Here is a 24,229-nt window from a genome sequence, read left to right on the forward strand (position 1 = left end):
GGACGCTACACCATGAAACTCTGGATCAGCGGCCTGCTGGCCGCCGTTCTCGCCGCCACGCCGGTCGCCGCATCCGGCGCCCGCGGCGACCACGCCGTCGTCCGGACCGCCGCCGGTGCGGTGCGCGGCCTCGTCACGGCGGACCATCGCATCTTCCACGGGATTCCGTACGCCGCCGCGCCGGTCGGTGCGCTGCGTCTGCGGGCGCCGCGGCCGCATCCGCCGTGGTCCGGAGTCCGGGATGCGGTGAAGCCGGCGCCGATCTGCCCGCAGACGTACGCGTACCCGCCCGGCGCCCCGGTGCGGTACGACGGTTCCGAGGACTGCCTGTACCTCAACGTGCACGTGCCCCGTGGTGCCGGCCGCCCGTTGCCGGTCATGGTGTTCCTGCACGGCGGCAACTCCGGCGCGGGCAGCCACTACGACCCCCGGCCGGTCACGCGGGCCGGGAACGTGATCGTCGTGACGGTCAACTACCGCCTGGGCGCCCTCGGGTTCCTGCTGCACGAGGCTCTGCCCGACCCGTACGCCGGAAATCTAGCCCTCGCCGATCAGCAGGCCGCGCTTCGCTGGGTGCGCGCCGAGATCGCGGCCTTCGGCGGCGACGCCGGCAACGTGACCCTGTGGGGCGAGTCGTTCGGCGGCTTCGGAGTCTGCGCCAACCTCGCCTCACCGTCGGCGCGCGGGCTGTTCGACAAGGGCGTCGTGCAGAGCGCCTCCTGCGGCAACCACGTGGTCACCCGCGCGGAGGCCGTCCGGCGTGGACACCGCGCGGTGGCGGCGCTCGGCTGCGACCGGGCGCCCGACATCGCCGCGTGCCTGCGTGCCGTGCCGGCCGAGCGGATCGCCGCCCTGCCCAACACCACCACCCACCAGCGCGACATCGCCGCGGCGATGCCCTGGTTCTACACCGCGGGTACTCCGGCGCTGCCCCGGCAGCCGCTGCACGCCGCCCGGACCGGCCTGACCCACCGGGTACCGCTGATCCACGGTGGTACTCGCGACGAGATGCGCGGGGTCCTGGCCCGGCTGCTGAACCTGGAACAGAACACGCTGACCGCCGACCGGTACCGGAGCATCGTCCACGAACTGTACGGCCGGGACGCCGCCACGGTGCTGAACCGGTATCCGGCGGCCCGGTACGCGACGCCGAGTCTCGCGCTGGCGACGCTGCAGACCGATGAGGGCCGGACGATGGGCACCTGTAGCCAGTGGCCGTTCAACACCGCCCACCGCGAGCCGGTGTACGCCTACGAGTTCGCCGAGGACTCCGGCGACACCCTGGGCGACCTGCCGCTCGGCGCCTCACACGGGGACGACGTCCGGTACTTCTTCGACTCGTACCTGCCCGGCGTGCCGGCGGAGGACCTTGACCCGGGGCTCACGGCCGAGCTGATCGGCCGGTGGACGGCCTTCGCGCACACCGGGCGGCCCGGTCCCGGCTGGGCACCGGACCAGCCGGGCACGGCGTTGTCTCTGTCCAGTGCCGAGGTCCGGCCGGTAGATGTGTACCGGGAGCATCAGTGCCGGTTCTGGCGTGGCCTGCCCGTAGCAACCTGAACTACTACATGCCGATCTGCCACGGGCACCGGTGCGGAGCATGAATCCAGCGGGAGCGCCACCGGGGCGCTCCCGCAGGGCCACTCAGTTGGACCAGGTGTATCCGGCCATGGCCGCGCCCGGACTGGCGAGGAGGGCCGCGATGGTGGCGAGTAGGAAGGTCGTAATGGTCAGGACCACGGTTCGCAGACGCACACTGACTCCTTACGCTGATGTGATCGTGCCGGTAAGGGCTGAGGTTACCGAACCGTCGTGGACGCACGTACCCCTTGCCGATGCCCGCGACCGCAATGCCGGCCGGTTCCTGGATCCACTCGTCCTGCCTGGCTTAACCGGCGTCGGTAGGGGGATACGAGTTATCTCGGCGTGAGGAGCAGCTGATGGAATATCGCACTCTTGGTGGCACCGGCACCATCGTGTCGGTCCTTTGCCTGGGCACGATGACGTTCGGCAACGAAAGCAGCGAGGAGGTGTCACACGCCCAGCTCGACCGCTTCGCCGAGGCCGGCGGCAACTTCATCGACACCGCCGACGTGTACTCGCGCGGCGTGTCCGAGGAGGTCATCGGCCGCTGGCTCGCTGCCCGGCCCGGCGCACGCGACCGGCTTGTCATCGCCACCAAGGGCCGCTTCCCCATGGGTGACGACCCGAACTCGGCCGGACTGACCCGCGTGCACCTGTCCCGCGCGCTCGACGCGAGCCTGCGCCGCCTCGGCGTCGAGACCATCGACCTCTACCAGGCGCACGCCTGGGACCCGCTGACCCCGATCGAGGAGACGCTGGCGTTCTTCGACGACGCCGTACGCGCCGGCAAGATCAGGTACGTGGGGGTCAGCAACTTCCTCGGCTGGCAGCTGCAGAAGGCGGCGATGATCACCCAGTTCCGCGGGCTGGCCCCGATCGTCACCCTGCAGCCGCAGTACAACCTGCTGGCACGGGAGATCGAGTTCGAGCTCGTCGACGTGTGCCGCAACGAGAACATCGGCATCCTGCCCTGGTCGCCGCTGGGCGGCGGCTGGCTCACCGGCAAGTACCGGCGTGACAGCACGCCCACCGGCGCCACCCGCCTCGGCGAGGACCCGGGCCGCGGTATGGAGGCGTACGGCCCGCGCAACTCCGACACCCGCACCTGGCACATCCTCGACGCGGTCCGGCAGGTGGCCGAGGCGCGCGGCGTGTCGATGTCGCAGGTGTCGATCTCCTGGCTCGCCGACCGGCCGGCCGTCACCTCGGTGATCCTCGGTGCTCGCACCGTCGAGCAGCTCGAGGACAACCTCGGCGCCGCGGGCCTGCACCTGTCGGAGAAAGAGACCGAGCTGCTCACCGAGGCCAGCATCCCCGTGGCCGGCGAATACCCGTACGGTCAGCAGGGCATCGCCCAGCGCGACCGCAGGATCTGAGAAGGCGCCGCCCGGTCGAGTGAGCAATACGCCGGCGCGGCGGGTCGGCGGCACCCCTCCGGCTCAGGCCGGAGGGGTGCCGGTCCTGTTCGGCCCCGGCGGCGAACGCTGGGGCGTCGAAGCGGCACACCCGGCCCTTGCCCATGGCCTTGGCGCGGTACAGCGCCACGTCGGCGTCGTGCAGCAGCGCGTCGACGACTACGCCGTAACGGGCCACCGCGACCCCTACGCTGGAGCGACGACCAGCAGCGCCGCGCGAAAGAGCGGTGCGCCGACTCCTTTGGGCTCCGGTCTCCTTGCGCTACCGCAAGGCGGTGACGTACGGCTTCCATGTGCTGCTCGGCGCCGTGGAGCAGAAGGTGCTCGTGCACTGGTCGTCGACGCCGTCGGCGATCCCACCCGGGTCACCGGCTTGGTCTACCGCGACGCCGACGGCGGGATCGCCAAGACTGGTCGCCCGGAGGGCCGGCCGTCTCTCGAAATCACGTCAGGTCCTCCTGGCTGGCTACCACCGCTGGTCCGGGCCATGCTCGGAAGGTGGCAGGACAGCCGGCGCAGCAGCGGACGGCCGCCCACCTCCAACAAGCTGATCTACCGGCACCCATCGTGCCCAGAGCCCTCAGCTGCCTCAGGCTTTGCGGGCGACACCGCCGTAGTGCGGGACCGGTTGGGCGTTCTCACCGCCGGTGTCGGGCCGCCAGCGCGAGCAGCTGACGACGCCGGGCTCGACGAGGTCGAGGTCGCCGAACAGGCGCCGTACCTGGTCGGCGCTGCGAAGCACCATCTTGGCCGCCGGACCCTCGTTCCACAGCCGCAGCGCCTCGATCATGGTTTCCCCGTTGATCTCCGTGGTGGGATGCGAGATGGCCACGTAGCTGCCGGCGGGAAGCGCGTCGACGAGCCGGGCGACCAGAGCGGCGGCCTCGTCATCGTCGGGAACGAAGTTCAGAATGCCCAGCAGGGTCAGGGCGATCGGCTTGTCGAAGTCGAGGGTTCTGCGGGCGCCCTCGGTGATTGCTTCCGGCTGGCGCAGGTCGGCATCGAGGTAGTCGGTCCGACCGTCCGGGTGGCTGGTCAGCAGGGCGCGGGCGTGGACGAGCACAAGCGGGTCGTTGTCCACATAGACCACCCGGCTGCTCGGGGCGACCGCCTGAGCAACTTCGTGAGTGTTGTTCGCGGTCGGGATGCCGGTGCCGACGTCGAGAAACTGCCGGATACCCACTTCACCGGCCAAGTACCGGATCACACGGCCCAGGTAGGCGCGGTCGGCCCGGGCCGACTCGACCATCTCGGGAACCATTTCCAGAATCTGGTCGGCGACCGCCCGATCGACGGCGAAGTTGTCCTTGCCGCCCAGCCAGTAGTTCCAGAGACGAGCGGAGTGCGGCACCCCGCTGTCCAGCTTCGAGATGGTACTGCCCGACTCGGACACCCGTGCCCTCCGATTCGATACGAAAGTACTCGCGGCCAGAGACTAGCCGGTGTGATCGACGCACGTCACCCCGAAGGTCCACCGACGAATAACCCGTATCGCCTTGCGAAAGCCGCCGGCAGGTCGGTGGTCGCCGCGTGCATTCCGATTGAGTTCTGAGAACGGAATGGCACGGTCCACGCAGCGCGGACCCGGCCCTGCGACTGCTGGCGGGGGGCTCAGCCTGCTGAGCCCCCCGCAGTCGGAAACCTGGTCCAGCGGCTGGCAAAATCGCGGCATGAGTGGTCCTGACCTGGTCCTGGTGTTGCGCTACCGCAAGGCGGTGACGTACGGCTTCCACGTGCTGCTGGGCGCGCTGGGTGAGCACGAGACCCCCACCCGGTACGAGGTCCGGTTCGGGGAGACGGTCGAGGAGACGGCCCGGCACATCCGTGAGGCCGGCGACGCCCGGACCCTTGTGCTGTGGTCGTTCTACTCGCCGGACGCGGCTGCTCTCGCCGAGGAGCTCGCCCAGACAAGAAACCTCGCCGACGGCCCGAACGTCACCCACCTGGCCGGGGGAGTGCATGCCACCGCGGAGCCGGTGCAGACATTGGACGCGGGCTGGGACATGGCGGCGATCGGCGAGGGTGAGTCGACACTGCTCAGCCTGGTCGACGCCAAGGGCGATCCGGCCGGCATCACCGGCCTGGCCTACCGCGACACCACCGGCAACCTGATCAGGACCGGCAAGGCGAAACAGCGCCCCCTCGACGACTTCCCGGGTTTCGCCCTCACGTGGGACAGGTTCAACGCCCTCGAAATCACCAGGGGCTGCATCTACGCCTGCCGGTTCTGTCAGACGCCGTTCATGTTCTCCGCCAAATTCCGGCACCGCAGCCTGGACAACGTGCGCTGGCACGTCGACCGGATGCGTGAGCGCCGCCTGCGCGACGTCCGGTTCATCACCCCCACCGCGCTGTCCTGGGGCAGCCAGACCGAGGAACCGGACCTGGCGGTCATCGAGGCACTGCTGGCCTCCTGCCGGGCCGGGATCGGCCCGGATGGGCGGGTCTTCTTCGGATCGTTCCCCAGCGAGATCCGGCCCGAGCATGTCAGCCGGGAGGCGTTGCGCCTGGTCAAGAAGTACTGCGCGAACAACAACATCATCGTGGGCGCGCAGTCCGGGTCGGACCGGGTGCTCGGCGCGGCCAAACGGGGGCACAGCACCGAGGAGGTACGCCGGGCCGTGCGCCTCGGCGTCGAGGAGGGCTTCCGGATCAACGTGGACATGATCTTCGGGATGCCGGGGGAGGACCGGGCCGACGTGGACGCGTCGCTGGGCCTGGCCCGGGAGCTGGCCGACCTCGGAGCTCGTATCCACGCGCACACCTTCATGCCGTTGCCCGGCACCCCGTGGCGCGACGCCCCGCCCGGTGACGTCGACCCGGAGACGATCCGCGAGGTGGACCGGCTCTCCCGCCGCGGCGCCCTGTACGGCCACTGGCAGAAGCAACGCGACCACGCCGTCCGCCTGGCGGCCGCCGCGGAGGCGTACCCTCGGCCGGGCCGCAGCCGTACCCTGCTGCCCACCGTCCCGCTTACGGAGGAAGCCTGAATGGAGCCGGAGTACCTGCCGCTCGCGCAAGCCATCGGCGAGCTGCGCAACGAGCTCATGGCGGCCGTCGACGACGCCGCCACCGAGGATCTCAAGTTCGCGGTCGAGTTCATCGAGCTGGAGATGCAGGTGGTCGCGACCAACACGCTGAAGAGTGAGGGCGGCGGCACGCTGTTCGGGGTACTCACCCTCAAGGGCGGCGCCGACCACGCCAACGCCGCGACCCACAAGGTGAAGCTGGTGCTGAGGCCGGAGAGCCCGTCGGCGCCGGGCGAGGAGGTCTACGTGGCGGACACGGCGCCGGTTCGCCCCCGCTGACAATGCGGCTCAGCTCGGTAGCGGAGGTTTTCGGCGGGCGGTCCGGCTCCGGGTACGTGCTGGCTCCCGGCCTGGTTCTGACCGCCGCGCACGTTCTGGCGGACGGTCATGACATCTCGGTGCGGCCGCTCGGCACGGCCGCGTGGGTGGACGCCGAGGTCGTCTGGCGCGGCTCCGGGGACGTGGACGCGGTGCTTCTCCGTACCCGTGAGGTTCTTCCGGGTGATCCGGCGCTGCGGTTCGGCCGCGCCGGGTCCCGGGAGCAGATCGCCTGCCGGGCCACCGGCTTCCCCGCGGCGGCCGTGCTGCCCGACGGTGTGCGCGACTCGGACACGTTCTGCGGGCAGACGGTGCCCGGCGCCGGCGTCAAGGACGGCCGGCTGGTCATCGAGTCCGCCGGCGGGCCTCGCGACCTCGCCGGGTCGGCGTCGCCGTGGGCGGGCATCTCGGGCGCGGCGGTCTTCTCGGCGCCCGAGTCCTTCCTGCTGGGGATCGTCGAGAAGACCCCGGCGAGCTATCCGAACAACCGCCTGAAGGTCCTGCCGGCCGGCGTTCTCCTCGAAGACCCGTCATTCCGTACGCTCGTCGGTGATCCGGCGGCGCACCCGGTGACCAGGTTCGGGTCGGTTCTGCATCCGCCCTACGAGACGTTGCCGGACAACCGCCCGGATTCGTGGCTGCTGGAGTCGCGGTACGCCGTCGTCGACTTCGTCGACGACGGCGGTCACCTCGGCACGTTGACGGAGTGGGCCACGTCGTCCGAGCCGTTCAGCGTCGGCGTGGTCACCGGCGCCGGCGGGATGGGCAAGAGCCGGCTCGCAGCCGAGTTCGCCGACCGGCTGCGCCGGGCAGGCTGGGACGCCGGGCTGCTCAACACCGAGAACCCCCGCAGCTGGGACGAGATCTCCTCCGACCAGCCGCTGCTGATCATCGTCGATTACGCGAGCCGGTTCGCCGAGCCGTTGGCCGGCCTGATCAGCCGGCTGGCCGATGAGAGCCCCACCAATCCGGTACGCCTGCTCCTGCTCGAACGCCGAATGGGCTCCTGGTGGGAGAGCGTCGATCGGCAGACAGCCCGTCTCGCCCGGCATCTTCTCGGCCTGGACATGACGATGCGGGAAGCCGAGCTGGGCCGGCATGTCGAGGCGGCGACCGGATCGCTGTCGCGCCGCCTCGGGATGTCACCCGTCACCGTCGGAGAGATCAAGGCGGACCGCCCGCTGCTGATCCACGTCGCCGTACTGCTGGCTCTGCGGGGCGAGGACGCGGGCCGATCCGGCCGGGAAGCGCTCCTGCAGCGCCTGCTCGACCGCGAGGTCATCCGGTGGGAGGCAGCGCTCGCGACGCACAAGCTCGATCATCTGCACCCGGCCGAGGCCGCCCGGATCATCGCGTTGGTGTCGCTGGTCAGCCCGGCCCGCGACGAGGCGAAGACCCTGCTGGACACCGTCGCGCCGCACGACGTCGGGAAAGTCGTCGAGTGGCTGACCGACGTGCTCGGCGCCGAGGACGGCGTGCTCCGCCCGGTCGGCCCCGACCTCCTCGTCGAGCACCTGCTCGAAACCCTGCCGGACCTGCGGTCTCTCACGCTGCGTCTGCTGGCGGCGAGGGACACGGTCACCGCCGCGCACCGCGGGCGCGTGTTCCACCTGCTGACCCTCGCGGCGCAGAACGGACCGAACTCCCGCGCCGCGCTGACCGCCGCGCTGGCGAGGCACCTGCCCGAGCTGCTGGACGGCGATCCCAGCTCGCTCGCCGCCGCACTGGCAGCGGCGGACCGGACCAGTCTCGCCCTGTCGAGGGCCGCTCAGCAGGTCGCCTCCGGTCTGTCCGCCGAATCCGAACGGCTCGCCGAGGTGCGGGCCGAGGTCTACCACCTGGCGACGGTCCGGAACCGGAAACGGGCCGGCGGCCGGATCAGCGAGGTCGCGGACGACATGATCGTCGACGATCGAGCCGAAGCGTTCGCGGACCTGGGCCGGATGCTCATCCATGAGGGAATGAGCCTGGGAATGCTGAGCCGCTGGGGCCGGGCGCTGGCCGCGACGCTCGAGGCCGTCGAGATCTTCTCGGTGCTCAGCGGCAAGTTCGGCAACTTCGGCGACCGGCGCCAGCTGGCGATCGCACTCAGCCACGCCGGGAAGTTCTTCCGGAATCTGGACCTGCACGACGAGTCGACGCGGTTCGCGAAGGCGGCGACCAGGCTGTGGCGCGTGCTGGCCCGAGAGGACCCGGATCAACGGGACGACCTTGCCATCTCGCTCACGAACCTGGCGGACACCGTCTGCTCGGCGGGCCGGCCCGCCGAGGCGATTCCGTATGGCGTCGAAGCGATCGCCCTCCTGCGAGCCGCATGATTGCAGGGCCACGAGAGGGTCAAGCCATACCTGGAGCGGGCGCTCTCCGAAATGGCCCATCACCGCATGGAGGTGGGCGATCTCCGCGACGCCTGGGCGGCGCTCGAGGAGTCAGCGGCATCCAAGGGGCTTGCGATCGGCGAGGCGGAGGAGAACGCCGAGCTGGACGATGTGGGGTATCTCAACGGCAGGGCGGCGGACCTGCATCTGCGATCGGGAGATCTGGAGCAGGCGAAAGCGTGCGCCGTCATCTCCGCCAACGCCTACGCGCACTATGCGTACGAGTTCCCGGCGAACGTCTTCTACTTCCGGGGGAGTCTGCGGCTCCTCGTCGAGATCCTGGACGCCGCGGGCGAGGAGGAGGAAGCCTCCGCCATCCGAACTGACATGGCGCACCTGCTCGCCGAGCCCGAACCCGCGGACTACGACCGCTATCTCACGGAGTTCGCGGACTTTCAGCACGTCATCGACGCCGTCTGAAGTTCCCCCGGCCCGGGTCAGATGATCTCGACGATCACTTCCTTGCCGGTCTCCGGTTGACGCAGCACCAGCTCGTATCCCTCGCGCCGCTTGCTGTCGATCAGGTGGTAGATGGAGATCGCCCGGTTCACCACGTCGGTGGTACTGAGCCGGGTCGCCGCGGTGAGCCTCTCCAGCTCCTCGTAAACCTTCGGGATCAGTCCGACGGTGATCCGGCCGGCCACGCTGGCGCGGCCCGAGGTCTTGCGCCCGCCCCGCTCGGGTGCCGCCCGCTGCTCAGTGCTCACCTTTCGATCACTCCTCTGTCCGGTACGGCGCCGGGACCGTGCCCCTCGCCGCGATCGGATCGCGGCTGACCGCCACGCCCTCAGCGTGCCACGATCGATGCTTTTTGTCGACTAGAACGCATCACTCTGATGCGATATTGCGCGCCGCGGGTCTATCGTGGGGTTGAGCCGCGATGCACGCGGCTCCCGAGAGAAGGAGGAACACATGGAAGTCCAAGCACTCTCCGGGGCGCCACCCGGCGCTCCGAGAGAGAGACGGGCGTACTACCGGTCGTCCAGCGTCGTGATCACCTGTGCGGTCATCTCGATCCAGCCCAGGGCCGCACTGCATCGGCTCTACGCAACGGCTGAGGTGGCCATCGTCATGGACCGCGCCCCGCTGCGGGGTGCGCGAGTCCGGAGGCTGCGTTCGGCGGCGGCAACCGCCGAACCGCGCCGGCACAGAGGGCGGACCAAGGCGCGCGCGCAACGGCCCGCCCAGCTGCACGAGGTGCGCCGATCCGGGCGATTGGACCCAACCTCACCTGGGGGGCTGCTCACGGGATGAGGAATGGGCCTTCTGACCCGGCGATCACGCCGGCTCCACAAGGGGCGGGTGCGCCCGGGCGGAAGGTCAGCCGAGAGGAAACAGATGAACGCGAGGCCGCCCACCGACCCCTGGACCACGACGTTCCAAGCGCGACTGCCGGAGCAAACGTGTGACCAGAAGAAGTGCGAGCTCTTCGCCGGCCAGGAGAGGGAGGTACACCAGGAACAGAAGGACTACGTGGATCCCACGACGTACGCCGAGGTCAGGTTCGAGTTCCGGGAGAGTGTCGTACATCAGGGTCCGCCCCCGTCGGAGTCCGCGGAGGTGTGGTTCACGGCGGAGAACGGGATCGGCGCGCGGGCGAGCGGCCGGCAGGCCGGACACCTGCTCGCGGTGACCGGGTACGCGGTGACCGTGGCAGGCATCGTCTGGGGACCGAAAGCCGTGGTGGAGATGGCCGGTGTGGCATTGCCGGGTTGGGTGGTTCTGGGAGTCGTGCTGCTGCAGATCGGCGGCCTGGGCTGGCTGGGGAGGAAATTGATGCGACGCAAGCTTTGAATCGCGGCGGCTAGGGGGCGCGGAGGGCGCGCCCCCAGCCCGGTCCTACCGCTGGGCGGCGACGAGCACAGGCTGGGGCACGGGTTCCCGCGGTACGGCCGGCGGAGTGGTCCGGCCCGACCACACCGCGGTGTTGACCGCCGCCCAGGCCGCGCCGAGCACCAGGGCGGCCACGGTCTCGCTGGTCCGGCTCCAGCCCAGGTAGACCCACGAACCGGCGCACATCACCGTGCCCACCGAAGCCGCCGTCCAGACGGCGACCTGCCACTTCCAGGGCAGGCCACGTGCGACAAGCCAGGCGAGCAGCCCGGCAGCGGCGGCGACCTGCGCGGTCTGCCCGGCCGACATGGTGGCCAGGGCGAGGGCCGCCGCGTCCAGGGGCACGGCGCCGTCGAACTCGGCGGGCGCCGGGAACACCAGCGTCTCCGCGGCGCGCCAGCCGGGCGGGACCGCCATCGCCAGCACGGCGGCGAGGATCACCGCCGGCAGCACGGGACCGAGGGTCTCGAGGAGCCTCGGCGGCACGGACGAGACGCCGGGCCGGGACAGCGCGCGAACGAGGCCGGGCCGGGGCGCCGGAGCCGGGAGGCCGAACCGTACCAGCAAGGAGTGCAGGCTGGGCCGGTGGTGGTTCCACCACCAGCGCAGCAGGGAGACCGCGACGGCGAGAGCGATCAGCGCCTCCGGCACCAGCGTGGTCGCGGTCTCCAACGCGAACAGGTAGCCGTCCGACGTCCACTGGGATCGCGCCCAGGAGGCCACCGCCTCGTCGGTCGCGGCGAGGCCGCTGAAGCGCACCACCGGCGGGATCGCCGCGACCAGCAGCACCGCGAGGGTGGTGAGCAGCCCGAGACTGAGTCCGGCCGCGGCGACCGGATGCCACAACCGGGGCGGCCACGATTCCGCGATGACGCTCAGCGGCGGGATCCGGCGCAGGGAACGGGCGAATCCCCGTACCGGATCGGGGTGTCGGCCGAACCATCGGCCGGCCAGGATCAGGCCGAGAATGAGCAGGGTCAGCGCGGCCAGCGCGCCTGCCGCGCGCCCGGCGCGCGCCGCGAGGATGTCGTAGGAGGCGCCGGCCGCGTAGCTCGCGCCCACCATCCACAAGGCCCACAGGATCGCCGCCGGCGTGTGCCAGGCCGCGAAGCGACGGCGGGGTACGCCCGCCCGCGCGGCCAGCCGAGGCATGAGGGTACGCGCCCCGACCACCCACTGACCGAGAAAGATCGCCCGCCCGCCGTGCTTCGCGAAGAGACGTTCGGCCCGGTCCCAGCCACGACCGCGTTTCATGGTGCCGGAGCGAAAGGCGAGGTTGCCGCCCAGCAGGGCGGAGACGACGGCCACGGCCAGCGCGGGCGCCAGCGGCACGATGCCGGCGTTGGCCAGCAGCCCCATCGCGACCAGCGCGGTCGCCGCCGGCAGCACCAGACCGGCGACCAGTGCGGTCTCGGCGGTGACGAGCACGCCGACGACGAGGTACACCAGTGCCGGCGGCAGCCCGCCCAGAAGATCATTCAACCAGCCCACATCGACGAACCTAGGGGCTTGGGCGCGGGCGACGGATCGGTGATGCTCCTTAGGGATCCACCGATATCCGGGAGGCACGATGCACCCCGTTCTGCACCGGCTCGACGAGCTCGCCGCCCATCTCGCCACCCGCGACGACACGGTCGCGCTGCTCGGTCTCGGTTCGGCCGGCGCGCAGCGGGCCCGCCTGGACGACCACTCCGACCTGGACTTCCTGCTGGTGGTGACGGACGGCGCGAAGTGGCGGTATGTGGACCGGCTGGACTGGCTGGAGGCGCCGTGCCCGGTGGCCTACAGTTTCGCCCATCACCGGTCCGGCCGCCGGGCGCTGTACTCCGACGGCGTCTACGCCGAGTTTCTGGTGCTCACCCCGGCCGAGCTGTCCCGGGTGCCGTTCAGCGGTGCGCGGGTGGTGTGGCGCCGCGACGGCGCGCCGGCCGGACTGGCGCAGAGTGAGGCGCCGGTGCCCCGGGACGCGTACGACACCGTCGACTTCCATGTGAACGACGCGCTGACCTGCCTCTACACCGGCCTGCACCTGGAGTTGCGCGGGGAGCGGCTGGCCGCGAGCCGGTTCATTCAGACCCGCGCGGTGGACGCGGTGATCGCGTTGATGCGGCTCAGTGCCGGCGAGCCGCCGTACCGGGATCCGTTCGACCCGGCGCGGCGGGTGGAGCGGGCGTACCCGGCGGATGTGCTGCCGCTGGCCGCGATGGTGCCCGGCTATGCCGCCAATCTGGCGGCCGCGCGCACCACCTTCGCGTGGTTGTCCCGGCGCTACCCGGTGGACCCGGCGATCGGGGCGGCGATCCGCGGTCTGCTCGGCCGTTCGGCCGATTATCAGTGATCTTTCAAGCGAGCAATGTCTATGTCCATGGTGCAGACGGTTCCCAAGTGGAGGGCCGTGCTCCTGGACTTCCTGGAGCGGGCTGGTTGGTCGGCGGGGCAGGTGTTCGTGGCGACCCTGCTGGCCGGTGGTCTCGGTGCGGTCGGGCAGTTGCCCTGGAAACAGGCGATCACCCTGGCGGTCAGCGCCTTCGTCGCCTCGGCGTTGCTCACCGGCGTGCAGTACCTGGGTAACTTCACCCACCTGGCGTTCTGGCCGGATCTGCTGATCCGCCTCGCGAAGACGTTCCTCAGCTCGCTCTCCGGGTCGATGGTGGCCGGCGTCTTCGACATCACCACCTTCGACTGGGGCGCCGCGTTCAACGTCGCTGCGCTGGCCACCCTCGCCGCGCTCGGCAAGGGCCTGCTGGCCCGGGAGCCGGCCGCGCCGAACGGGCAGGTGCCGCCCGGCGCGAGCCCGTCCACGCTGCCGATGGGCACCTACCGGGAGGCGGTCGACCACGCGCCGCCGCCGCCCACCATCGAGGCGACCAACCCGCCGGACGGTTCCTCAGTACCCGATCGGCAGGCCGGCGTAGTTCTCGGCGAGACCGGTGGCACCGGCCCGGCTGGTGGCAACCCAACGTAGCTGCGACAGCTGGAGCTCGGCGTCGAACGGGTCGCCCGAGGTGTGCAGCATGGTCGTCATCCACCAGGAGAAGTGGGTGCACCGCCAGACCCGGCGCTGCGCGTCGTCGGAGTACCGGTCGGCGAGTGACTGGTTCCGGTCGACGAGGGACGCGATCAGGGCCTTGCTGAGCAGCGCCACGTCCGCGATGGCCAGGTTCAGGCCCTTGGCGCCGGTCGGCGGGACGATGTGCGCGGCGTCGCCGGCCAGGTACAGGTTGCCGTGCCGCATGGGGGTCTGCACGTAACTGCGCATCGGCAGCACGCTCTTGTCGGTGATCGGGCCCGGGTTGAGCTTCCAGCCGTTCTGCCCGTGCCCGAGCCGGGTGGCCAGCTCGTCCCAGATCCGGTCGTCGGACCAGGACGCCGGGTCGGTGCCGTTCGGCACCTGGAGGTAGAGGCGGCTCACCGTGGCCGAGCGCATCGAGTGCAGGGCGAACCCGTTGGGATGCCAGGCGTAGATCAGCTCGTCGGTGGAGGGCGCGACGTCGGCGAGGATCCCGAACCAGGAGTACGGGTAGACCTTCTCGAACTTCTGCGCCGCCGGGACGGCGTGGCGCGACGGGCCGAACGAGCCGTCGCAGCCGGCGATCACGGCGCAGTCCAGTCGCTGGGTCGCGCCCGAGCTGTCGGTGAACGTCACGAACGGGCGGTCGGACGTCACGTCGTGCAGAGAGACGTCCGAGACCTCGTAGTGGACCTCCTGATCGTCCGCCTTCCGTGCCGCGATCAGGTCCTTCTGCACCTCGGTCTGGCCGTACACCCAGACGCTGCGGCCGGCCAGGTCGACGAAGTCGAGGTGGTGCCGCTCGCCGGGCCACTGGAGGTAGATGCCGCGGTGGTGGTCACCCTCGGTACGGATCCGGCCGCCGAGCCCGGCCGCCTCGAGCAGTTCGACGCTGGAGTGCTCCAGGATGCCCGCCCGGATACGGGCCGCCACGTACTCCTCGGAGCGGGTCTCGAGGACCACCGACTCGACCCCGCCCTGGGCGAGGAGGTGGGACAGAAGCAGGCCGGCCGGGCCGGCGCCGATGATGGCGACCTGGGTACGCATGACCTCAGCCTTCGGCAGCGGGACGTGCTCCGGCAAGACCCGAATTCCACTCAACGGAAGCGTTGAGCGTTCGCCCGATCCCGTTGGCCGCCACCTGCAACGCCGACACCAGTCGTGGCAGCTGGCGCCGCAGGTCGGGCACCACCATGCCGAGGGCGGCGACCACGGTGTCACCCCGGCGCACCGGCACCGCCACCGAGCAGGCGCCCAGGCTCATCTCCTCGCCGGTGGTCGCGTACCCCTCGGCGCGGACCCGGCGCAGCTGTTCCAGCAGGCGGGCGGGCTGGGTGACGGTGTACGCGGTGATCCGGGTGAGCCGCCCCAGCACCTCGGTCCGCACCTCCTCCGGTGCGTACGCGAGCAGCACCTTCCCCACCCCGGTGGCGTGCATGGGCAGCCGGGACCCGACCCGGCTGACCACCGGAACCGAGACGTGCCCGGCGAGCCGCTCGATGTAGAGCACCTCCAGGCCGTCCCGCACGGCGAGGTGCACGGTCGCGAGGGTTGTCCCGTACAAATCGTGCAAAAATGGGGAAGCTGCCTGACGCAGTCCGCTCTGCACGGGTGCCAGGAGCCCGAGTTGCCAGAGCCGGCGCCCGATCACGTAGTCGCCGTTCGGCTCCCGGGCCAGCGCGCCCCACCGGTGCAACTCGCCGACCAGGCGATGAGCGGTGGCCAGGGGCAGCCCGGCACGGCGGGCCAGATCGGTGAGCGAGAGGCTGCGGTGCTCCCCGTCGAAGGCGCCCAGAAGGTCCAGTGCCCGGGACGTGACGCTGACGCCCATCGCCCCCTCCTTCCATTCAACGGAAGAGGATTATCGCCGAGCACGGTTGCAACGCCTAGCGTCCGGAGCGTGAACATGGAGTCGTCACAAGCTGACATGAACCGGGAGATCGAGGCCGCGGCCCAGCAGCCGGGCGGTCCGCAGCCGAAGATCGACTACCCGCCGTACCGCAGCAGCGTCCTGCGGCACCCCAAGCAGCCCGCGCACCTGATCGATCCGGAGTCGGTCGAGCTGTGGGCGCCCGCCTTCGGCCACCGCGACGTCGCCGACGACGAGGCCGACCTGACCATCCAGCACGCGGGCACCCCGATCGGCGAGCGGATCGTGGTCACCGGCCGGGTGCTCGACGGCGACGGCCGGCCGGTCGCGAACCAGCTCGTCGAGGTCTGGCAGGCGAACGCCGCGGGCCGCTACCGCCACCAGCGCGACCAGCACCCGGCGCCGCACGACCCGAACTTCACCGGCGTCGGCCGGATGCTGACCGGGCCGGACGGCACGTACCGGTTCCAGACCATCAAGCCCGGGCCGTACCCGTGGCGCAACCACCTCAACGCGTGGCGCCCGGCCCACATCCACTTCTCGATCTTCGGGTCCGACTTCACCCAGCGGCTGGTCACCCAGATGTACTTCCCGGGCGACCCGCTGTTCCCGCTCGACCCGATCTACCAGTCGATCACCGACCCGAAGGCGCGGGAGCTGCTGATCGCCCAGTACGACCACGACGTGACCACCCCGGAGTGGAGCACCGGATACCGTTGGGACATCGTGCTCACCGGCACCCACCGCACTCCGCTCGAGTCGGATGTTGAGGAAAACGCATGAGCGCGGTTCCGGGCCAGACCGTCGGCCCCTTCTTCCACCTCGGTCTCGAGTACCCCGGGATGAACGAGCTGGTCCCGCCCTCGCACCCGCGCGCGGTCCGGCTGCACGGCCGGGTGCTCGACGGCAACGGCGACCCGGTGCCGGACGCGGTCCTGGAGATCTGGCAGGCCGACCCGCAGGGCCACATCGTGCGCGAGCCCGGCTCGCTGCGCCGCGACGGCTGGACCTTCACCGGCTGGGGCCGCGCCGCCACCGACCCGGACGGGCACTACCAGTTCGCCACCCTGGAGCCGGGTGCCACCGAGCCCGGGCGGGCGCCCTTCTTCGCCGTCACGGTCTTCGCCCGTGGGCTGCTCGACCGGTTGTTCACCCGCGCCTACCTGCCGGACGACACGGACGCGCTGGCGACCGACCCGCTCCTGGACGCGATCGCACCGGACCGCCGATCAACGCTGATCGCCACCCGCGAGCCGAACGGCCTGGTCTTCGACGTCCGCCTGCAGGGCGAGGGCGAGACGGTCTTCCTCACCTACCCCCGCTTGCGCGACGCATGGGCCTGATCCCGCGCGCTTGCGCGCGTTTCACAACCCAGCGGGGTACGCCGTGAGCGATCTCCTCTGGCCCGGGGACGACCGCGCCGGCGACCTGTTCACCGACGCGTCCGTCCTGGCGGCCATGGTCCGGGTGGAAGCCGCCTGGCTGGACGCCCTGGTCCTGCACGGTGTCGCCGGCCCGGACGCGCGCGACGACCTCAGCGGGCTGATCGGCTCCGGGGACGCGCCCGACGTGGCCCGCGCCGCCGAGGGTGGCGGCAACCCGGTCATCCCGCTGCTCAAGCTGCTGCGGTCCCGCCTGCACGAGCGCAACCCGGCCGCGGCGTCCATCCTGCACAAGGGCCTCACCAGCCAGGACGTGCTGGACACCGGGCTCGTCCTGAGCCTGCGTGACGCGCTGCGGCGAGTCGGCGAGGACCTCGGCGCGCAGATCGGCACCCTGGCCCGGCTGGCCGACGAGCACCGGGCGACGGCGATGGCGGGGCGCACGCTCACGCAGCATGCCGTACCCATCACCTTCGGCCTGAAGGCCGCGACCTGGCTGACCGGCGTGCTGGACGCCCGCGACGCCATCGCGGCCGCGGCCGCGCGCCTGCCGCTGCAGATCGGCGGGGCGGCCGGCAGCCTGGCCGCGCCGGTCGCGCTGGCCGGCTCGCCGGAAGCGGTACGCGACCTGGTCGACATCACCGCGGCCGCCCTGGACCTTCCGGCGCGCCCGCCCTGGCACACCGCCCGGGCTCCGCTGACCGGGGCCGCCGACGCCCTGGTCACCTGCACCGACGCCTGGGGCCGGATCGCCAACGACGTCCTGGCCGCCGCCCGCCCCGAGATCCACGAGCTCGGCGAGGGCGCGGTCGACGGCCGGGGCGGCTCATCGGCGATGCCGAACAAGCAGAACCCGGTCCTGTCGATCCTGATCCGCCGGGCCGCCCTGGCCGCGCCGCCGCTGGCCGCGACCGTGCACGCCGGCGCGGCCGCCGCGGTCGACGAGCGGCCCGACGGCGGCTGGCACGTCGAGTGGGCCACCCTGCGCACCCTGGCCCGGCGCGCCGTCGTGGCCGGATCACAGACCGCCGAGCTCCTGGCCGGGCTGCGGGTGGAGACTGCCTGGATGACCGCCAACCTGGCCTCCGCCCGGCCCGGCATCAACGCCGAACAGCGCTCGGTCGCCCCGCAGTCGGCACCCGGCGAGCCCTACCTCGGCGCCACCGACCAGATCATCGACGCGGCGATCGCCCGCACGAAGGAGACCGCGGCGATCGCCCGCGCGAAGGAGACGCCGTCGTGAACCGCACCGCGCGGAGCGGCCCCGGGCCGGGCGCGACCGTGCTGATACCCGTACCCCCGAGAGAGGCCGCGCGCAGGCGCGGAGAGGAACCCCCTTGCTGACCGCGACCACCTTCAACGACGCGCCCGACCGGCCGTTGCTGCTGCTCGGCTCGTCCGTCGGGACGAGCGTCGAGACACTCTGGGCGCGCTGCGCCCAGCGTCTCTACGGCCGCTACCACGTGGTCGGCTTCGACCTGCCCGGGCACGGCCGCAGCGCCCCGGCGCCCGGCCCGTTCACCGTCGCCGGCCTGGCGGCCGAGGTGATCGCGCTGGCCGACCGGATCCGGCCCGGCACGTCGTTCCTCTACGCCGGCGACTCGATCGGCGGCGCGATCGGCCTGCAGTTGATGCTCGACTTCCCGGAGCGGGTCACCGCCGCGGCGCTGCTCTGCACCGGCGCCAAGATCGGCGAGAGCACGATGTGGCACGACCGCGCCGCGCTGGTCCGGGCCGAGGGCACCGGGGTGGTGGTGGCCGGCTCGGTCGACCGGTGGTTCGCGCCGGGCTACCCGGATCGCTCACCCGAGGTGGCCGAGCCCCTGCTGGACGCGCTGCGCGCGACCGACGACGAGAGCTATGCGCGCGCCTGCGAGGCCCTGGCCGCCTTCGACGTACGCGATCGGCTCGCCGAGATCGCCGCCCCCGTGCTGGCCGTGGCCGGCGCACTGGACAAGCCCACCCCGCCGGACGGGCTGGCCACGATCGCCGAGACCGTCCTGCACGGCCGCCTGGTCGTCCTCGACGACGTCGCCCACCTGGCCCCGGCCGAATCCCCGGAGATCGTCGCCTTCCTGCTCGACCAGCACTTCGACGAGCAGCGCGCGGCCGGCATCAAGGTGCGCCGCGAAGTCCTCGGCCCGGCCCACGTCGACCGGGCCACCGCCGGCACCACCGAGTTCACCCGCGACTTCCAGGATCTGATCACCCGGTACGCCTGGGGAGAGATCTGGACCCGTCCCGGGCTCGACCGCCGCAGCCGCTCCCTGATCACCCTGACCGCGCTCGTCGCGCTCGGGCACCACGAGGAGCTGGCGATGCACGTCCGGGCTGCCCGTACCAACGGGCTGACCGTGCAGGAGATCCGGGAAGCGCTGCTGCAGACCGCGATCTACTGTGGCGTACCGGCTGCCAACACCGCCTTCCGTATCGCGCAACGCGTTCTTGAGGAGTCTCCGTGACCGAGTCGTTCGTCTACGCCGCCGTCCGTACCCCGTTCGGCCGCTACAGCGGCGCGCTCGCCGAGGTACGCCCCGACGACCTGGCCGCCACCGCGGTGTCCGGGCTGCTCGCCAAGGCGCCGCAGCTGGACCCGGCCCGCATCGACGACGTGCACTGGGGCAACGCCAACGGTGCCGGTGAGGACAACCGCAACGTCGGCCGGATGGCCGTACTGCTCGCCGGCTTGCCGACCAGCGTGCCGGCGAACACGGTCAACCGGCTCTGCGGATCCAGCCTGGACGCGGCGATCATCGGCTCGCGGGCGATCGCGGCCGGTGACGCCGAGGTCGTGCTGATCGGCGGTGTCGAGTCGATGACCCGGGCACCCTGGGTGCTGCCGAAGCCGTCCCGGGCCTTCCCGGCCGGCAACCTGGAGGCGGTCTCCACCACGCTCGGGTGGCGACTGACCAACCCGAACATGCCCGCCGAGTGGACCGCCTCGCTGGGTGAGTGCAACGAGCAGCTGGGGGAGAAGCACGGCATCTCCCGCTCTCGCCAGGACGAGTTCGCGGTCCGGTCGCACCAGCTGGCCGCGGCCGCCTGGCGCGACGGCTTCTACGCCGACCTGACGGTACCGGTGGGTGAACTCACCCAGGACGAGGGCATCCGGGCGGACAGCAGCGTCGACAAGCTGGCCAGGCTGAAGCCGTCGTTCCGCACGGACGGCACGATCACCGCCGGCAACGCGTCACCGCTCAACGACGGCGCCGCCGCCGTGCTGCTCGGTTCCGCCTCGGCGGCCTTCCAGATCGGCTTCGACCCGATCGCCCGGATCGCCGGGCGGGCCGCGCACGCCGTCGACCCGCAGGAGTTCGGCTTCGCCCCGGTCGAGGCGGCCGAGAAGGCGCTGCGCCGGGCCGGGATCAGCTGGTCGGACGTGGGCGCGGTCGAGCTCAACGAGGCGTTCGCCGTCCAGTCCCTCGCCTGCGTCGACGCCTGGGACATCGACCCGGAGATCGTCAACACCCGGGGCGGCGCCATCGCCATCGGGCACCCGCTCGGCGCCTCCGGTGCCCGCATCCTCGGCACCCTCGCCCACGTGCTGCGCGAACGCAACCAGCGATGGGGCGTCGCGGCCATCTGCATCGGCGTGGGCCAGGCCCTCGCCGTCGTCCTGGAGAACTGCACTCGATGAGAACCACCATCACGGACGCCCGGGAGGCGGTCGCCGCGGTCAAGGACGGCGACACCGTCCTGGTCGGCGGGTTCGGCATGGCCGGCATGCCGGTCGAGCTGATCGACGCGCTGATCGAGCACGGGGCCGGCGACCTGACCATCGTCAGCAACAACGCCGGCAACGGTGACACCGGGCTGGCCGCGCTGCTCGCCGCCGGACGCGTACGCAAAATGATCTGTTCCTTTCCCCGGCAGACCGACTCCTGGGTCTTCGACGGCCTCTACCGGGCCGGGAAGATCGAGCTCGAGGTGGTGCCGCAGGGCAACCTCGCCGAGCGGATGCGCGCCGCCGGCGCCGGCATCGGCGCCTTCTTCTGCCCGACCGGTGCCGGCACCATGCTGACCGAGGGCAAGGAGACCCGGGTCATCGACGGCCGCGAGTACGTGCTGGAGTACCCGATCCACGGCGACGTGGCGCTGATCCGGGCGCACGTCGCGGACCGGCTGGGGAACCTGGTGTACCGCAAGACCGCGCGCAACTTCGGTCCGGTGATGGCCACCGCCGCCACGGTGACCGTCGCCCAGGTCTCCTCGATCGTCGAGATCGGCTCGCTCGACCCGGAGTGCGTCGTCACCCCGTCGATCTACGTAAACACGCTGGTGGAGGTGCCCCGATGAGTCTGGACAAGGAGGAACTGGCCCGGCTCGTCGCCGGTGACATCCCGCCCGGTGCCTACGTGAACCTCGGCATCGGGCAGCCCACCACGATCGCCCGGTTCCTGGAGCCGGAGAGCTGCGTCGTCCTGCACACCGAGAACGGGATGCTCGGCATGGGCGACGTGGTGCCGGCCGACGAGGCGGACTGGGATCTGACGAACGCCGGCAAGCAGCCGGTCACCGAGCTGCCCGGGGCGGCCTACTTCCACCACGCCGACTCGTTCGCCATGATGCGCGGCGGCCACCTGGACGTCTGCGTGATGGGCGCCTTCCAGGTGTCGGCCGCCGGTGACCTGGCCAACTGGCACACCGGCGCGCCGGACGCGATCCCGGCGGTCGGCGGCGCGATGGATCTCGCGGTGGGCGCCAAGGAGGTGTGGGTGATGATGACGCTGTTCACCAAGCAGGGCCAGGCGAAGCTGGTGCCGGAGTGCACGTACCCGCTGACCGGCAAGGCCTGCGTCACCCGCGTATACACCGAGCTGGCCACGTTCCATCTGGGCCCGTCCGGGGTACAGGTTGCCCAGACGTTCGGAATCACCTTCGACGAGCTGGCGTCCCGCCTGGACGTGCCGCTGTCGAAGGTCTGAGACCACGGGAGCCGGCGGCTCAACGACGCGCCGCCGGCTCCCGTTCATCTCGCGGCCTTCCGGTACGCGCCGGGCGAGGTTCCCACCTCCCGCTTGAAGGCGGCGGCGAACGCCACCTCGGACGCGTAACCCACCTGTCCCGCCACGCGTGCGACCGTGACCCGCTCGTCCCGCAGCAGGCTCCTGGCCCGGTGCATGCGGATCGCCAGCAGATACCGCATCGGCGGTTCGCCGACCCGGCCGGTGAACCGGGCGGCGAACGCGGCGCGCGACAGTCCCGCGACCCGGGCCAGCGCGGCGAGCGTCCACGGCCGGGCCGGATCCGCGTGCAGGGCTTCGAGCGCCGCCGCGACGTACGGGTCAGCGAGGCCCGCCAGCCACCCCTCCGGTGCGGTGTCACCGTGATGGCGCAGCGCCCGGATCAGGATGGCGTCGGAGAGCCGCGCCATCACCAGGTCACTGCCGGGTCCGCCGTCGCGCGCCTCCGTGTCCAGCGCCGTGACCAGGGGTGTGAGCCAGGGCTGCGGACGGCCCGCCGTGCCCGGCACCTGCAGCACCCGGGGGAGCCCGCGCAGTGCGGGATGGTCCGGCTCGCCGACGACGAACGCACCGCACATCACGACCGTGTCCGGCACCGGCCCACCGGCCCGCAACCGGATCCCCGGCGTACGCGTGGCCAGGTCCATGCCGGAGGCCACCGGTCCCTTGACCGATCCGGGCGACCGCAGCAGGTGCGCGTCGCCGCGCGGGAAGATCACGAGATCGCCGGCGCCGAGTGGCGCGGTGCGACCGCTGGCGAGTGCGTACTCGCAGCGTCCCCGCGTGACGAGATGGACGCCGCGCAGACCTGGCCGGTCGAAGCCGACCCGGAACGGCGTGCCGAGTTCGAGCCACCGGTAACCGGCACTCTCGAAGCGCGCCTCGCGCAGGACCGCGCTCAGCAGGTCCACGAGACGGACGTGGTTCGGCGGACGCTCACGCCTGGAGTGTCCCCGGCGCTGTCCCAGCCGTCGATCGCATGACAGACAGAACCGCCGGCGCGTTTTGTGGCATGTGTTGCGAAAGCCCGTTGTTATTGCTGTGCTTTGCTCGTCCCCGGAGCCCCGGGGGAGGTCAGCATGCGATCCGCGCCGGACGGACTGGCACGGCAGATGTGGCGGCTGGTGGAGCCGCTGCACGCCGTCCTTTACTTCGCGCCGGAGGTGATCGAGGAGGCCGCGAGGCTCGGCTACGACGTCGACACCCGCTGGCCCAGCTACTTCGCCTGGCGTGCCGCCCCGCTCGGCGCGGCCGGCCCGGCGGCCGTCCCGGCGGGCCGACGTCGCGGCCGACGTCGCGGCCGACGTCGCCGGGCGGCCGCTCGCCGCCGCCAACAAGGACCTCTACTGGCCGGACGAGCCGCACCTGGTCCTCTGGCAGGCGGCCACGATCCTGCGCGAACACCGCGGCGACGGGCACGTCGCCGCCGCCCTGGCCACCGGGTTCGGCCCGTGCGAGCTGCTGGTCTCGTTCGCCGCGGTGGGTGCCGCGCCGGCCGAGGTGTTCGCCGGCCGGGGCTGGACACCGGACGAGTGGGACGCGGCGCAGGCGAGCCTGGTGGACCGCGGCTGGGTTCACCCGGACGGCACCGCGACCGACCACGGTGTCAAGGCGCGCGCTGATCTGGAGCTGCTGACGAGCGAGCTCGCGGCCGGGCCGTGGCGGGCGCTGGGCACCGAGGTGGGCCGCTTCGTGCAGCTCGCCGGGCCGCTGGCGGGCGCCATCGCCGCGTCCGGTGTGCTGCCCCGGCAGAGCACGCTGGGCCTGGGCACGCGGGTCCCGGTCACATCGCCGCCTTCCGGTACGCGCCCGGCCACGTCCCGACCTCGCGTTTGAAGGCGGCGGATCCACGAGACGACCGCTGTGGTTCGCTGGACGCTCACACCTGGAGTGTCCCCAGTGGCGGCCCTAGCGTCGATCGCATGACAGACACTGCTACCGGCATCGCCGGCCTGGACCGCATCGCTCAGATCAAACTGCCGGTGACCGATCTCGCGCGCAGCGTCGCGTGGTACCGGGACCTGCTGGACCTGCGGCTGTGGGCGGAGTTCCTGGAGGACGGGGTGGTACGCGGGGTGGGGCTGATCGATCCGCGGGGCCGCTTCAACATCGCGTTACGCGACCGATCGGTCTGCGCCGCCTCGCCTGACCTGCGCGGTTTCGACGTCGTGGCGTTCCTGCCGGCGAGCGGATCGGTGCTGACCGAGTTGATGGACCGGTGCGCCCGGCTCGGGATCGCGCACAACGGCGTCGAGGAGACACCGGCCGGTCCGCGGCTGGACATTCCCGACCCGGACGGCACGGTGTTGCGCTTCTACCACTTCACCGAATCCACCGACGGTTTCGTCGGCGTGGAGTCCCGGGACGGCCGGATCGTGGGCACCTATCAGCAGTCCCGGCTTGGGTGACGGGGAACGAGGTGGGGCTGCCTCGTTCCCCGCCGGGT

The 24,229-nt window shown here is 71.6% G+C and carries 24 protein-coding genes and 1 pseudogene; 19 read left to right on the forward strand and 6 right to left on the reverse strand.

Annotation, left to right across the window (positions count from 1 at the left end; genetic code table 11):
* Nucleotides 1–12: 12 nt before the first annotated feature.
* Together I4J89_RS44655 and I4J89_RS44660 are read left to right on the forward strand one after the other, a co-directional pair.
* On the forward strand, nucleotides 13–1,560 hold the full coding sequence (locus tag I4J89_RS44655) for a carboxylesterase/lipase family protein (RefSeq protein WP_196420310.1): 1,548 nt from the start codon (nucleotides 13–15) through the stop codon (nucleotides 1,558–1,560).
* Nucleotides 1,561–1,940: 380 nt separating this feature from the next.
* Complete coding sequence (locus I4J89_RS44660) at nucleotides 1,941–2,960, forward strand: aldo/keto reductase (protein WP_196420311.1); 1,020 nt, start codon at nucleotides 1,941–1,943, stop codon at nucleotides 2,958–2,960.
* A 628-nt stretch (nucleotides 2,961–3,588) separates the two neighbouring features.
* On the opposite strand, the gene I4J89_RS44665 is transcribed toward I4J89_RS44660, so the two are convergent.
* The gene (locus I4J89_RS44665; protein WP_196420312.1) at nucleotides 3,589–4,392 is read right to left on the reverse strand and encodes an SAM-dependent methyltransferase; all 804 of its coding nucleotides are present in this window, start codon (nucleotides 4,390–4,392) and stop codon (nucleotides 3,589–3,591) included.
* Nucleotides 4,393–4,669: 277 nt separating this feature from the next.
* Here I4J89_RS44665 and I4J89_RS44670 point away from each other — a divergent pair, with 277 nt between their 5' ends.
* The 4 genes from I4J89_RS44670 to I4J89_RS44685 are packed head-to-tail and all read left to right on the forward strand — an operon-like array spanning nucleotide 4,670 to nucleotide 9,144.
* Complete coding sequence (locus I4J89_RS44670) at nucleotides 4,670–5,989, forward strand: TIGR04013 family B12-binding domain/radical SAM domain-containing protein (protein WP_196420313.1); 1,320 nt, start codon at nucleotides 4,670–4,672, stop codon at nucleotides 5,987–5,989.
* A complete protein-coding gene (locus I4J89_RS44675; protein ID WP_196420314.1) occupies nucleotides 5,990–6,307 on the forward strand; it encodes a trypco2 family protein in 318 nt (105 codons plus the stop codon). It abuts the gene before it with no gap.
* A gap of 2 nt (nucleotides 6,308–6,309) precedes the next feature.
* The gene (locus I4J89_RS44680; protein ID WP_196420315.1) at nucleotides 6,310–8,664 is read left to right on the forward strand and encodes a trypsin-like peptidase domain-containing protein; all 2,355 of its coding nucleotides are present in this window, start codon (nucleotides 6,310–6,312) and stop codon (nucleotides 8,662–8,664) included.
* On the forward strand, nucleotides 8,665–9,144 hold the full coding sequence (locus tag I4J89_RS44685) for a hypothetical protein (RefSeq protein WP_196420316.1): 480 nt from the start codon (nucleotides 8,665–8,667) through the stop codon (nucleotides 9,142–9,144).
* A 17-nt stretch (nucleotides 9,145–9,161) separates the two neighbouring features.
* On the opposite strand, the gene I4J89_RS44690 is transcribed toward I4J89_RS44685, so the two are convergent.
* Complete coding sequence (locus I4J89_RS44690; protein WP_196420317.1) at nucleotides 9,162–9,431, reverse strand: hypothetical protein; 270 nt, start codon at nucleotides 9,429–9,431, stop codon at nucleotides 9,162–9,164.
* Between the two features lie 631 nt (nucleotides 9,432–10,062).
* Between I4J89_RS44690 and I4J89_RS44695 the strand changes: the two genes are divergently transcribed.
* Nucleotides 10,063–10,518 carry a hypothetical protein gene (locus I4J89_RS44695; protein WP_196420318.1) on the forward strand — a complete coding sequence of 152 codons (456 nt, stop codon included), beginning with the start codon at nucleotides 10,063–10,065 and terminating at the stop codon, nucleotides 10,516–10,518.
* 45 nt (nucleotides 10,519–10,563) lie between these two features.
* On the opposite strand, the gene I4J89_RS44700 is transcribed toward I4J89_RS44695, so the two are convergent.
* Nucleotides 10,564–12,048 (reverse strand): DedA family protein, encoded by a 1,485-nt coding sequence (locus I4J89_RS44700; protein ID WP_309238761.1) that lies wholly within the window; start codon nucleotides 12,046–12,048, stop codon nucleotides 10,564–10,566.
* Nucleotides 12,049–12,127: 79 nt separating this feature from the next.
* Here I4J89_RS44700 and I4J89_RS44705 point away from each other — a divergent pair, with 79 nt between their 5' ends.
* Both I4J89_RS44705 and I4J89_RS44710 read left to right on the forward strand, forming a co-directional pair.
* Entirely contained in the window at nucleotides 12,128–12,895 is a 768-nt protein-coding gene (locus tag I4J89_RS44705) for a hypothetical protein (RefSeq protein WP_196420320.1), read from the forward strand.
* A 21-nt stretch (nucleotides 12,896–12,916) separates the two neighbouring features.
* Nucleotides 12,917–13,522, forward strand: coding sequence for a hypothetical protein (locus I4J89_RS44710; RefSeq protein WP_196420321.1), 606 nt, complete (start codon nucleotides 12,917–12,919; stop codon nucleotides 13,520–13,522).
* On the opposite strand, the gene I4J89_RS44715 is transcribed toward I4J89_RS44710, so the two are convergent.
* On the reverse strand, nucleotides 13,445–14,614 hold the full coding sequence (locus I4J89_RS44715) for a 4-hydroxybenzoate 3-monooxygenase (RefSeq protein WP_196420322.1): 1,170 nt from the start codon (nucleotides 14,612–14,614) through the stop codon (nucleotides 13,445–13,447). The genes I4J89_RS44710 and I4J89_RS44715 overlap by 78 nt on opposite strands.
* Before the next feature lie 4 nt (nucleotides 14,615–14,618).
* Entirely contained in the window at nucleotides 14,619–15,398 is a 780-nt protein-coding gene (locus I4J89_RS44720; RefSeq protein WP_196420323.1) for an IclR family transcriptional regulator, read from the reverse strand.
* Between the two features lie 75 nt (nucleotides 15,399–15,473).
* Here I4J89_RS44720 and pcaH point away from each other — a divergent pair, with 75 nt between their 5' ends.
* The 7 genes from pcaH (at nucleotide 15,474) to I4J89_RS44755 (ending at nucleotide 21,744) form a co-directional block, all read left to right on the forward strand.
* Nucleotides 15,474–16,220 (forward strand): protocatechuate 3,4-dioxygenase subunit beta, encoded by a 747-nt coding sequence (gene pcaH, locus I4J89_RS44725; protein WP_196420324.1) that lies wholly within the window; start codon nucleotides 15,474–15,476, stop codon nucleotides 16,218–16,220.
* A complete protein-coding gene (gene pcaG / locus I4J89_RS44730; protein ID WP_196420325.1) occupies nucleotides 16,217–16,780 on the forward strand; it encodes a protocatechuate 3,4-dioxygenase subunit alpha in 564 nt (187 codons plus the stop codon). Before pcaH ends, pcaG begins: the two co-directional genes overlap by 4 nt.
* A gap of 43 nt (nucleotides 16,781–16,823) precedes the next feature.
* On the forward strand, nucleotides 16,824–18,062 hold the full coding sequence (locus tag I4J89_RS44735) for a lyase family protein (protein ID WP_196420326.1): 1,239 nt from the start codon (nucleotides 16,824–16,826) through the stop codon (nucleotides 18,060–18,062).
* A 94-nt stretch (nucleotides 18,063–18,156) separates the two neighbouring features.
* Nucleotides 18,157–19,281 (forward strand): bifunctional 3-oxoadipate enol-lactonase/4-carboxymuconolactone decarboxylase PcaDC, encoded by a 1,125-nt coding sequence (gene pcaDC / locus I4J89_RS52270; protein WP_196420327.1) that lies wholly within the window; start codon nucleotides 18,157–18,159, stop codon nucleotides 19,279–19,281.
* On the forward strand, nucleotides 19,278–20,456 hold the full coding sequence (locus tag I4J89_RS44745; protein ID WP_196420328.1) for a thiolase family protein: 1,179 nt from the start codon (nucleotides 19,278–19,280) through the stop codon (nucleotides 20,454–20,456). The genes pcaDC and I4J89_RS44745 overlap by 4 nt, the downstream gene beginning before the upstream one ends.
* Entirely contained in the window at nucleotides 20,453–21,115 is a 663-nt protein-coding gene (locus I4J89_RS44750) for a 3-oxoacid CoA-transferase subunit A (protein WP_196420329.1), read from the forward strand. The genes I4J89_RS44745 and I4J89_RS44750 overlap by 4 nt, the downstream gene beginning before the upstream one ends.
* Nucleotides 21,112–21,744, forward strand: a complete 633-nt coding sequence (locus I4J89_RS44755) for a 3-oxoacid CoA-transferase subunit B (protein ID WP_196420330.1) — start codon at nucleotides 21,112–21,114, stop codon at nucleotides 21,742–21,744. The genes I4J89_RS44750 and I4J89_RS44755 overlap by 4 nt, the downstream gene beginning before the upstream one ends.
* Before the next feature lie 44 nt (nucleotides 21,745–21,788).
* Here the strand turns inward: I4J89_RS44755 and I4J89_RS44760 are convergent, their stop codons facing one another.
* Nucleotides 21,789–22,694, reverse strand: a complete 906-nt coding sequence (locus tag I4J89_RS44760; RefSeq protein ID WP_196420331.1) for an AraC family transcriptional regulator — start codon at nucleotides 22,692–22,694, stop codon at nucleotides 21,789–21,791.
* 201 nt (nucleotides 22,695–22,895) lie between these two features.
* On the opposite strand from I4J89_RS44760, the pseudogene I4J89_RS52135 reads away from it, so the two are divergent.
* From I4J89_RS52135 to I4J89_RS44770, 3 genes and pseudogenes are all read left to right on the forward strand, one after another.
* A pseudogene (locus I4J89_RS52135) lies at nucleotides 22,896–22,997 on the forward strand (helix-turn-helix domain-containing protein); the annotation flags it as partial.
* A 16-nt stretch (nucleotides 22,998–23,013) separates the two neighbouring features.
* On the forward strand, nucleotides 23,014–23,619 hold the full coding sequence (locus I4J89_RS44765; RefSeq protein WP_230860667.1) for an SCO6745 family protein: 606 nt from the start codon (nucleotides 23,014–23,016) through the stop codon (nucleotides 23,617–23,619).
* 86 nt (nucleotides 23,620–23,705) lie between these two features.
* Nucleotides 23,706–24,191, forward strand: coding sequence for a VOC family protein (locus I4J89_RS44770; protein ID WP_196420332.1), 486 nt, complete (start codon nucleotides 23,706–23,708; stop codon nucleotides 24,189–24,191).
* Nucleotides 24,192–24,229: the final 38 nt, after the last annotated feature.

The organism is Actinoplanes aureus (assembly GCF_015704865.1).
GTDB classification, from domain to species: Bacteria; Actinomycetota; Actinomycetes; order Mycobacteriales; family Micromonosporaceae; genus Actinoplanes; species Actinoplanes aureus.

Excerpts from the sequence above, each read along its gene's own strand:
- I4J89_RS44655 (WP_196420310.1), top strand. The coding sequence starts at position 13 with ATGAAACTCTGGATCAGCGGCCTGCTGGCCGCCGTTCTCGCCGCCACG.
- I4J89_RS44660 (WP_196420311.1), top strand. The coding sequence starts at position 1,941 with ATGGAATATCGCACTCTTGGTGGCACCGGCACCATCGTGTCGGTCCTT.
- I4J89_RS44670 (WP_196420313.1), top strand. The coding sequence starts at position 4,670 with ATGAGTGGTCCTGACCTGGTCCTGGTGTTGCGCTACCGCAAGGCGGTG.
- I4J89_RS44675 (WP_196420314.1), top strand. The coding sequence starts at position 5,990 with ATGGAGCCGGAGTACCTGCCGCTCGCGCAAGCCATCGGCGAGCTGCGC.
- I4J89_RS44680 (WP_196420315.1), top strand. The coding sequence starts at position 6,310 with ATGCGGCTCAGCTCGGTAGCGGAGGTTTTCGGCGGGCGGTCCGGCTCC.
- I4J89_RS44695 (WP_196420318.1), top strand. The coding sequence starts at position 10,063 with ATGAACGCGAGGCCGCCCACCGACCCCTGGACCACGACGTTCCAAGCG.
- I4J89_RS44705 (WP_196420320.1), top strand. The coding sequence starts at position 12,128 with ATGCACCCCGTTCTGCACCGGCTCGACGAGCTCGCCGCCCATCTCGCC.
- I4J89_RS44710 (WP_196420321.1), top strand. The coding sequence starts at position 12,917 with ATGTCCATGGTGCAGACGGTTCCCAAGTGGAGGGCCGTGCTCCTGGAC.
- I4J89_RS44715 (WP_196420322.1), bottom strand. The coding sequence starts at position 14,614 with ATGCGTACCCAGGTCGCCATCATCGGCGCCGGCCCGGCCGGCCTGCTT.
- I4J89_RS44720 (WP_196420323.1), bottom strand. The coding sequence starts at position 15,398 with ATGGGCGTCAGCGTCACGTCCCGGGCACTGGACCTTCTGGGCGCCTTC.
- pcaH (WP_196420324.1), top strand. The coding sequence starts at position 15,474 with ATGGAGTCGTCACAAGCTGACATGAACCGGGAGATCGAGGCCGCGGCC.
- pcaG (WP_196420325.1), top strand. The coding sequence starts at position 16,217 with ATGAGCGCGGTTCCGGGCCAGACCGTCGGCCCCTTCTTCCACCTCGGT.
- I4J89_RS44750 (WP_196420329.1), top strand. The coding sequence starts at position 20,453 with ATGAGAACCACCATCACGGACGCCCGGGAGGCGGTCGCCGCGGTCAAG.
- I4J89_RS44755 (WP_196420330.1), top strand. The coding sequence starts at position 21,112 with ATGAGTCTGGACAAGGAGGAACTGGCCCGGCTCGTCGCCGGTGACATC.
- I4J89_RS44770 (WP_196420332.1), top strand. The coding sequence starts at position 23,706 with ATGACAGACACTGCTACCGGCATCGCCGGCCTGGACCGCATCGCTCAG.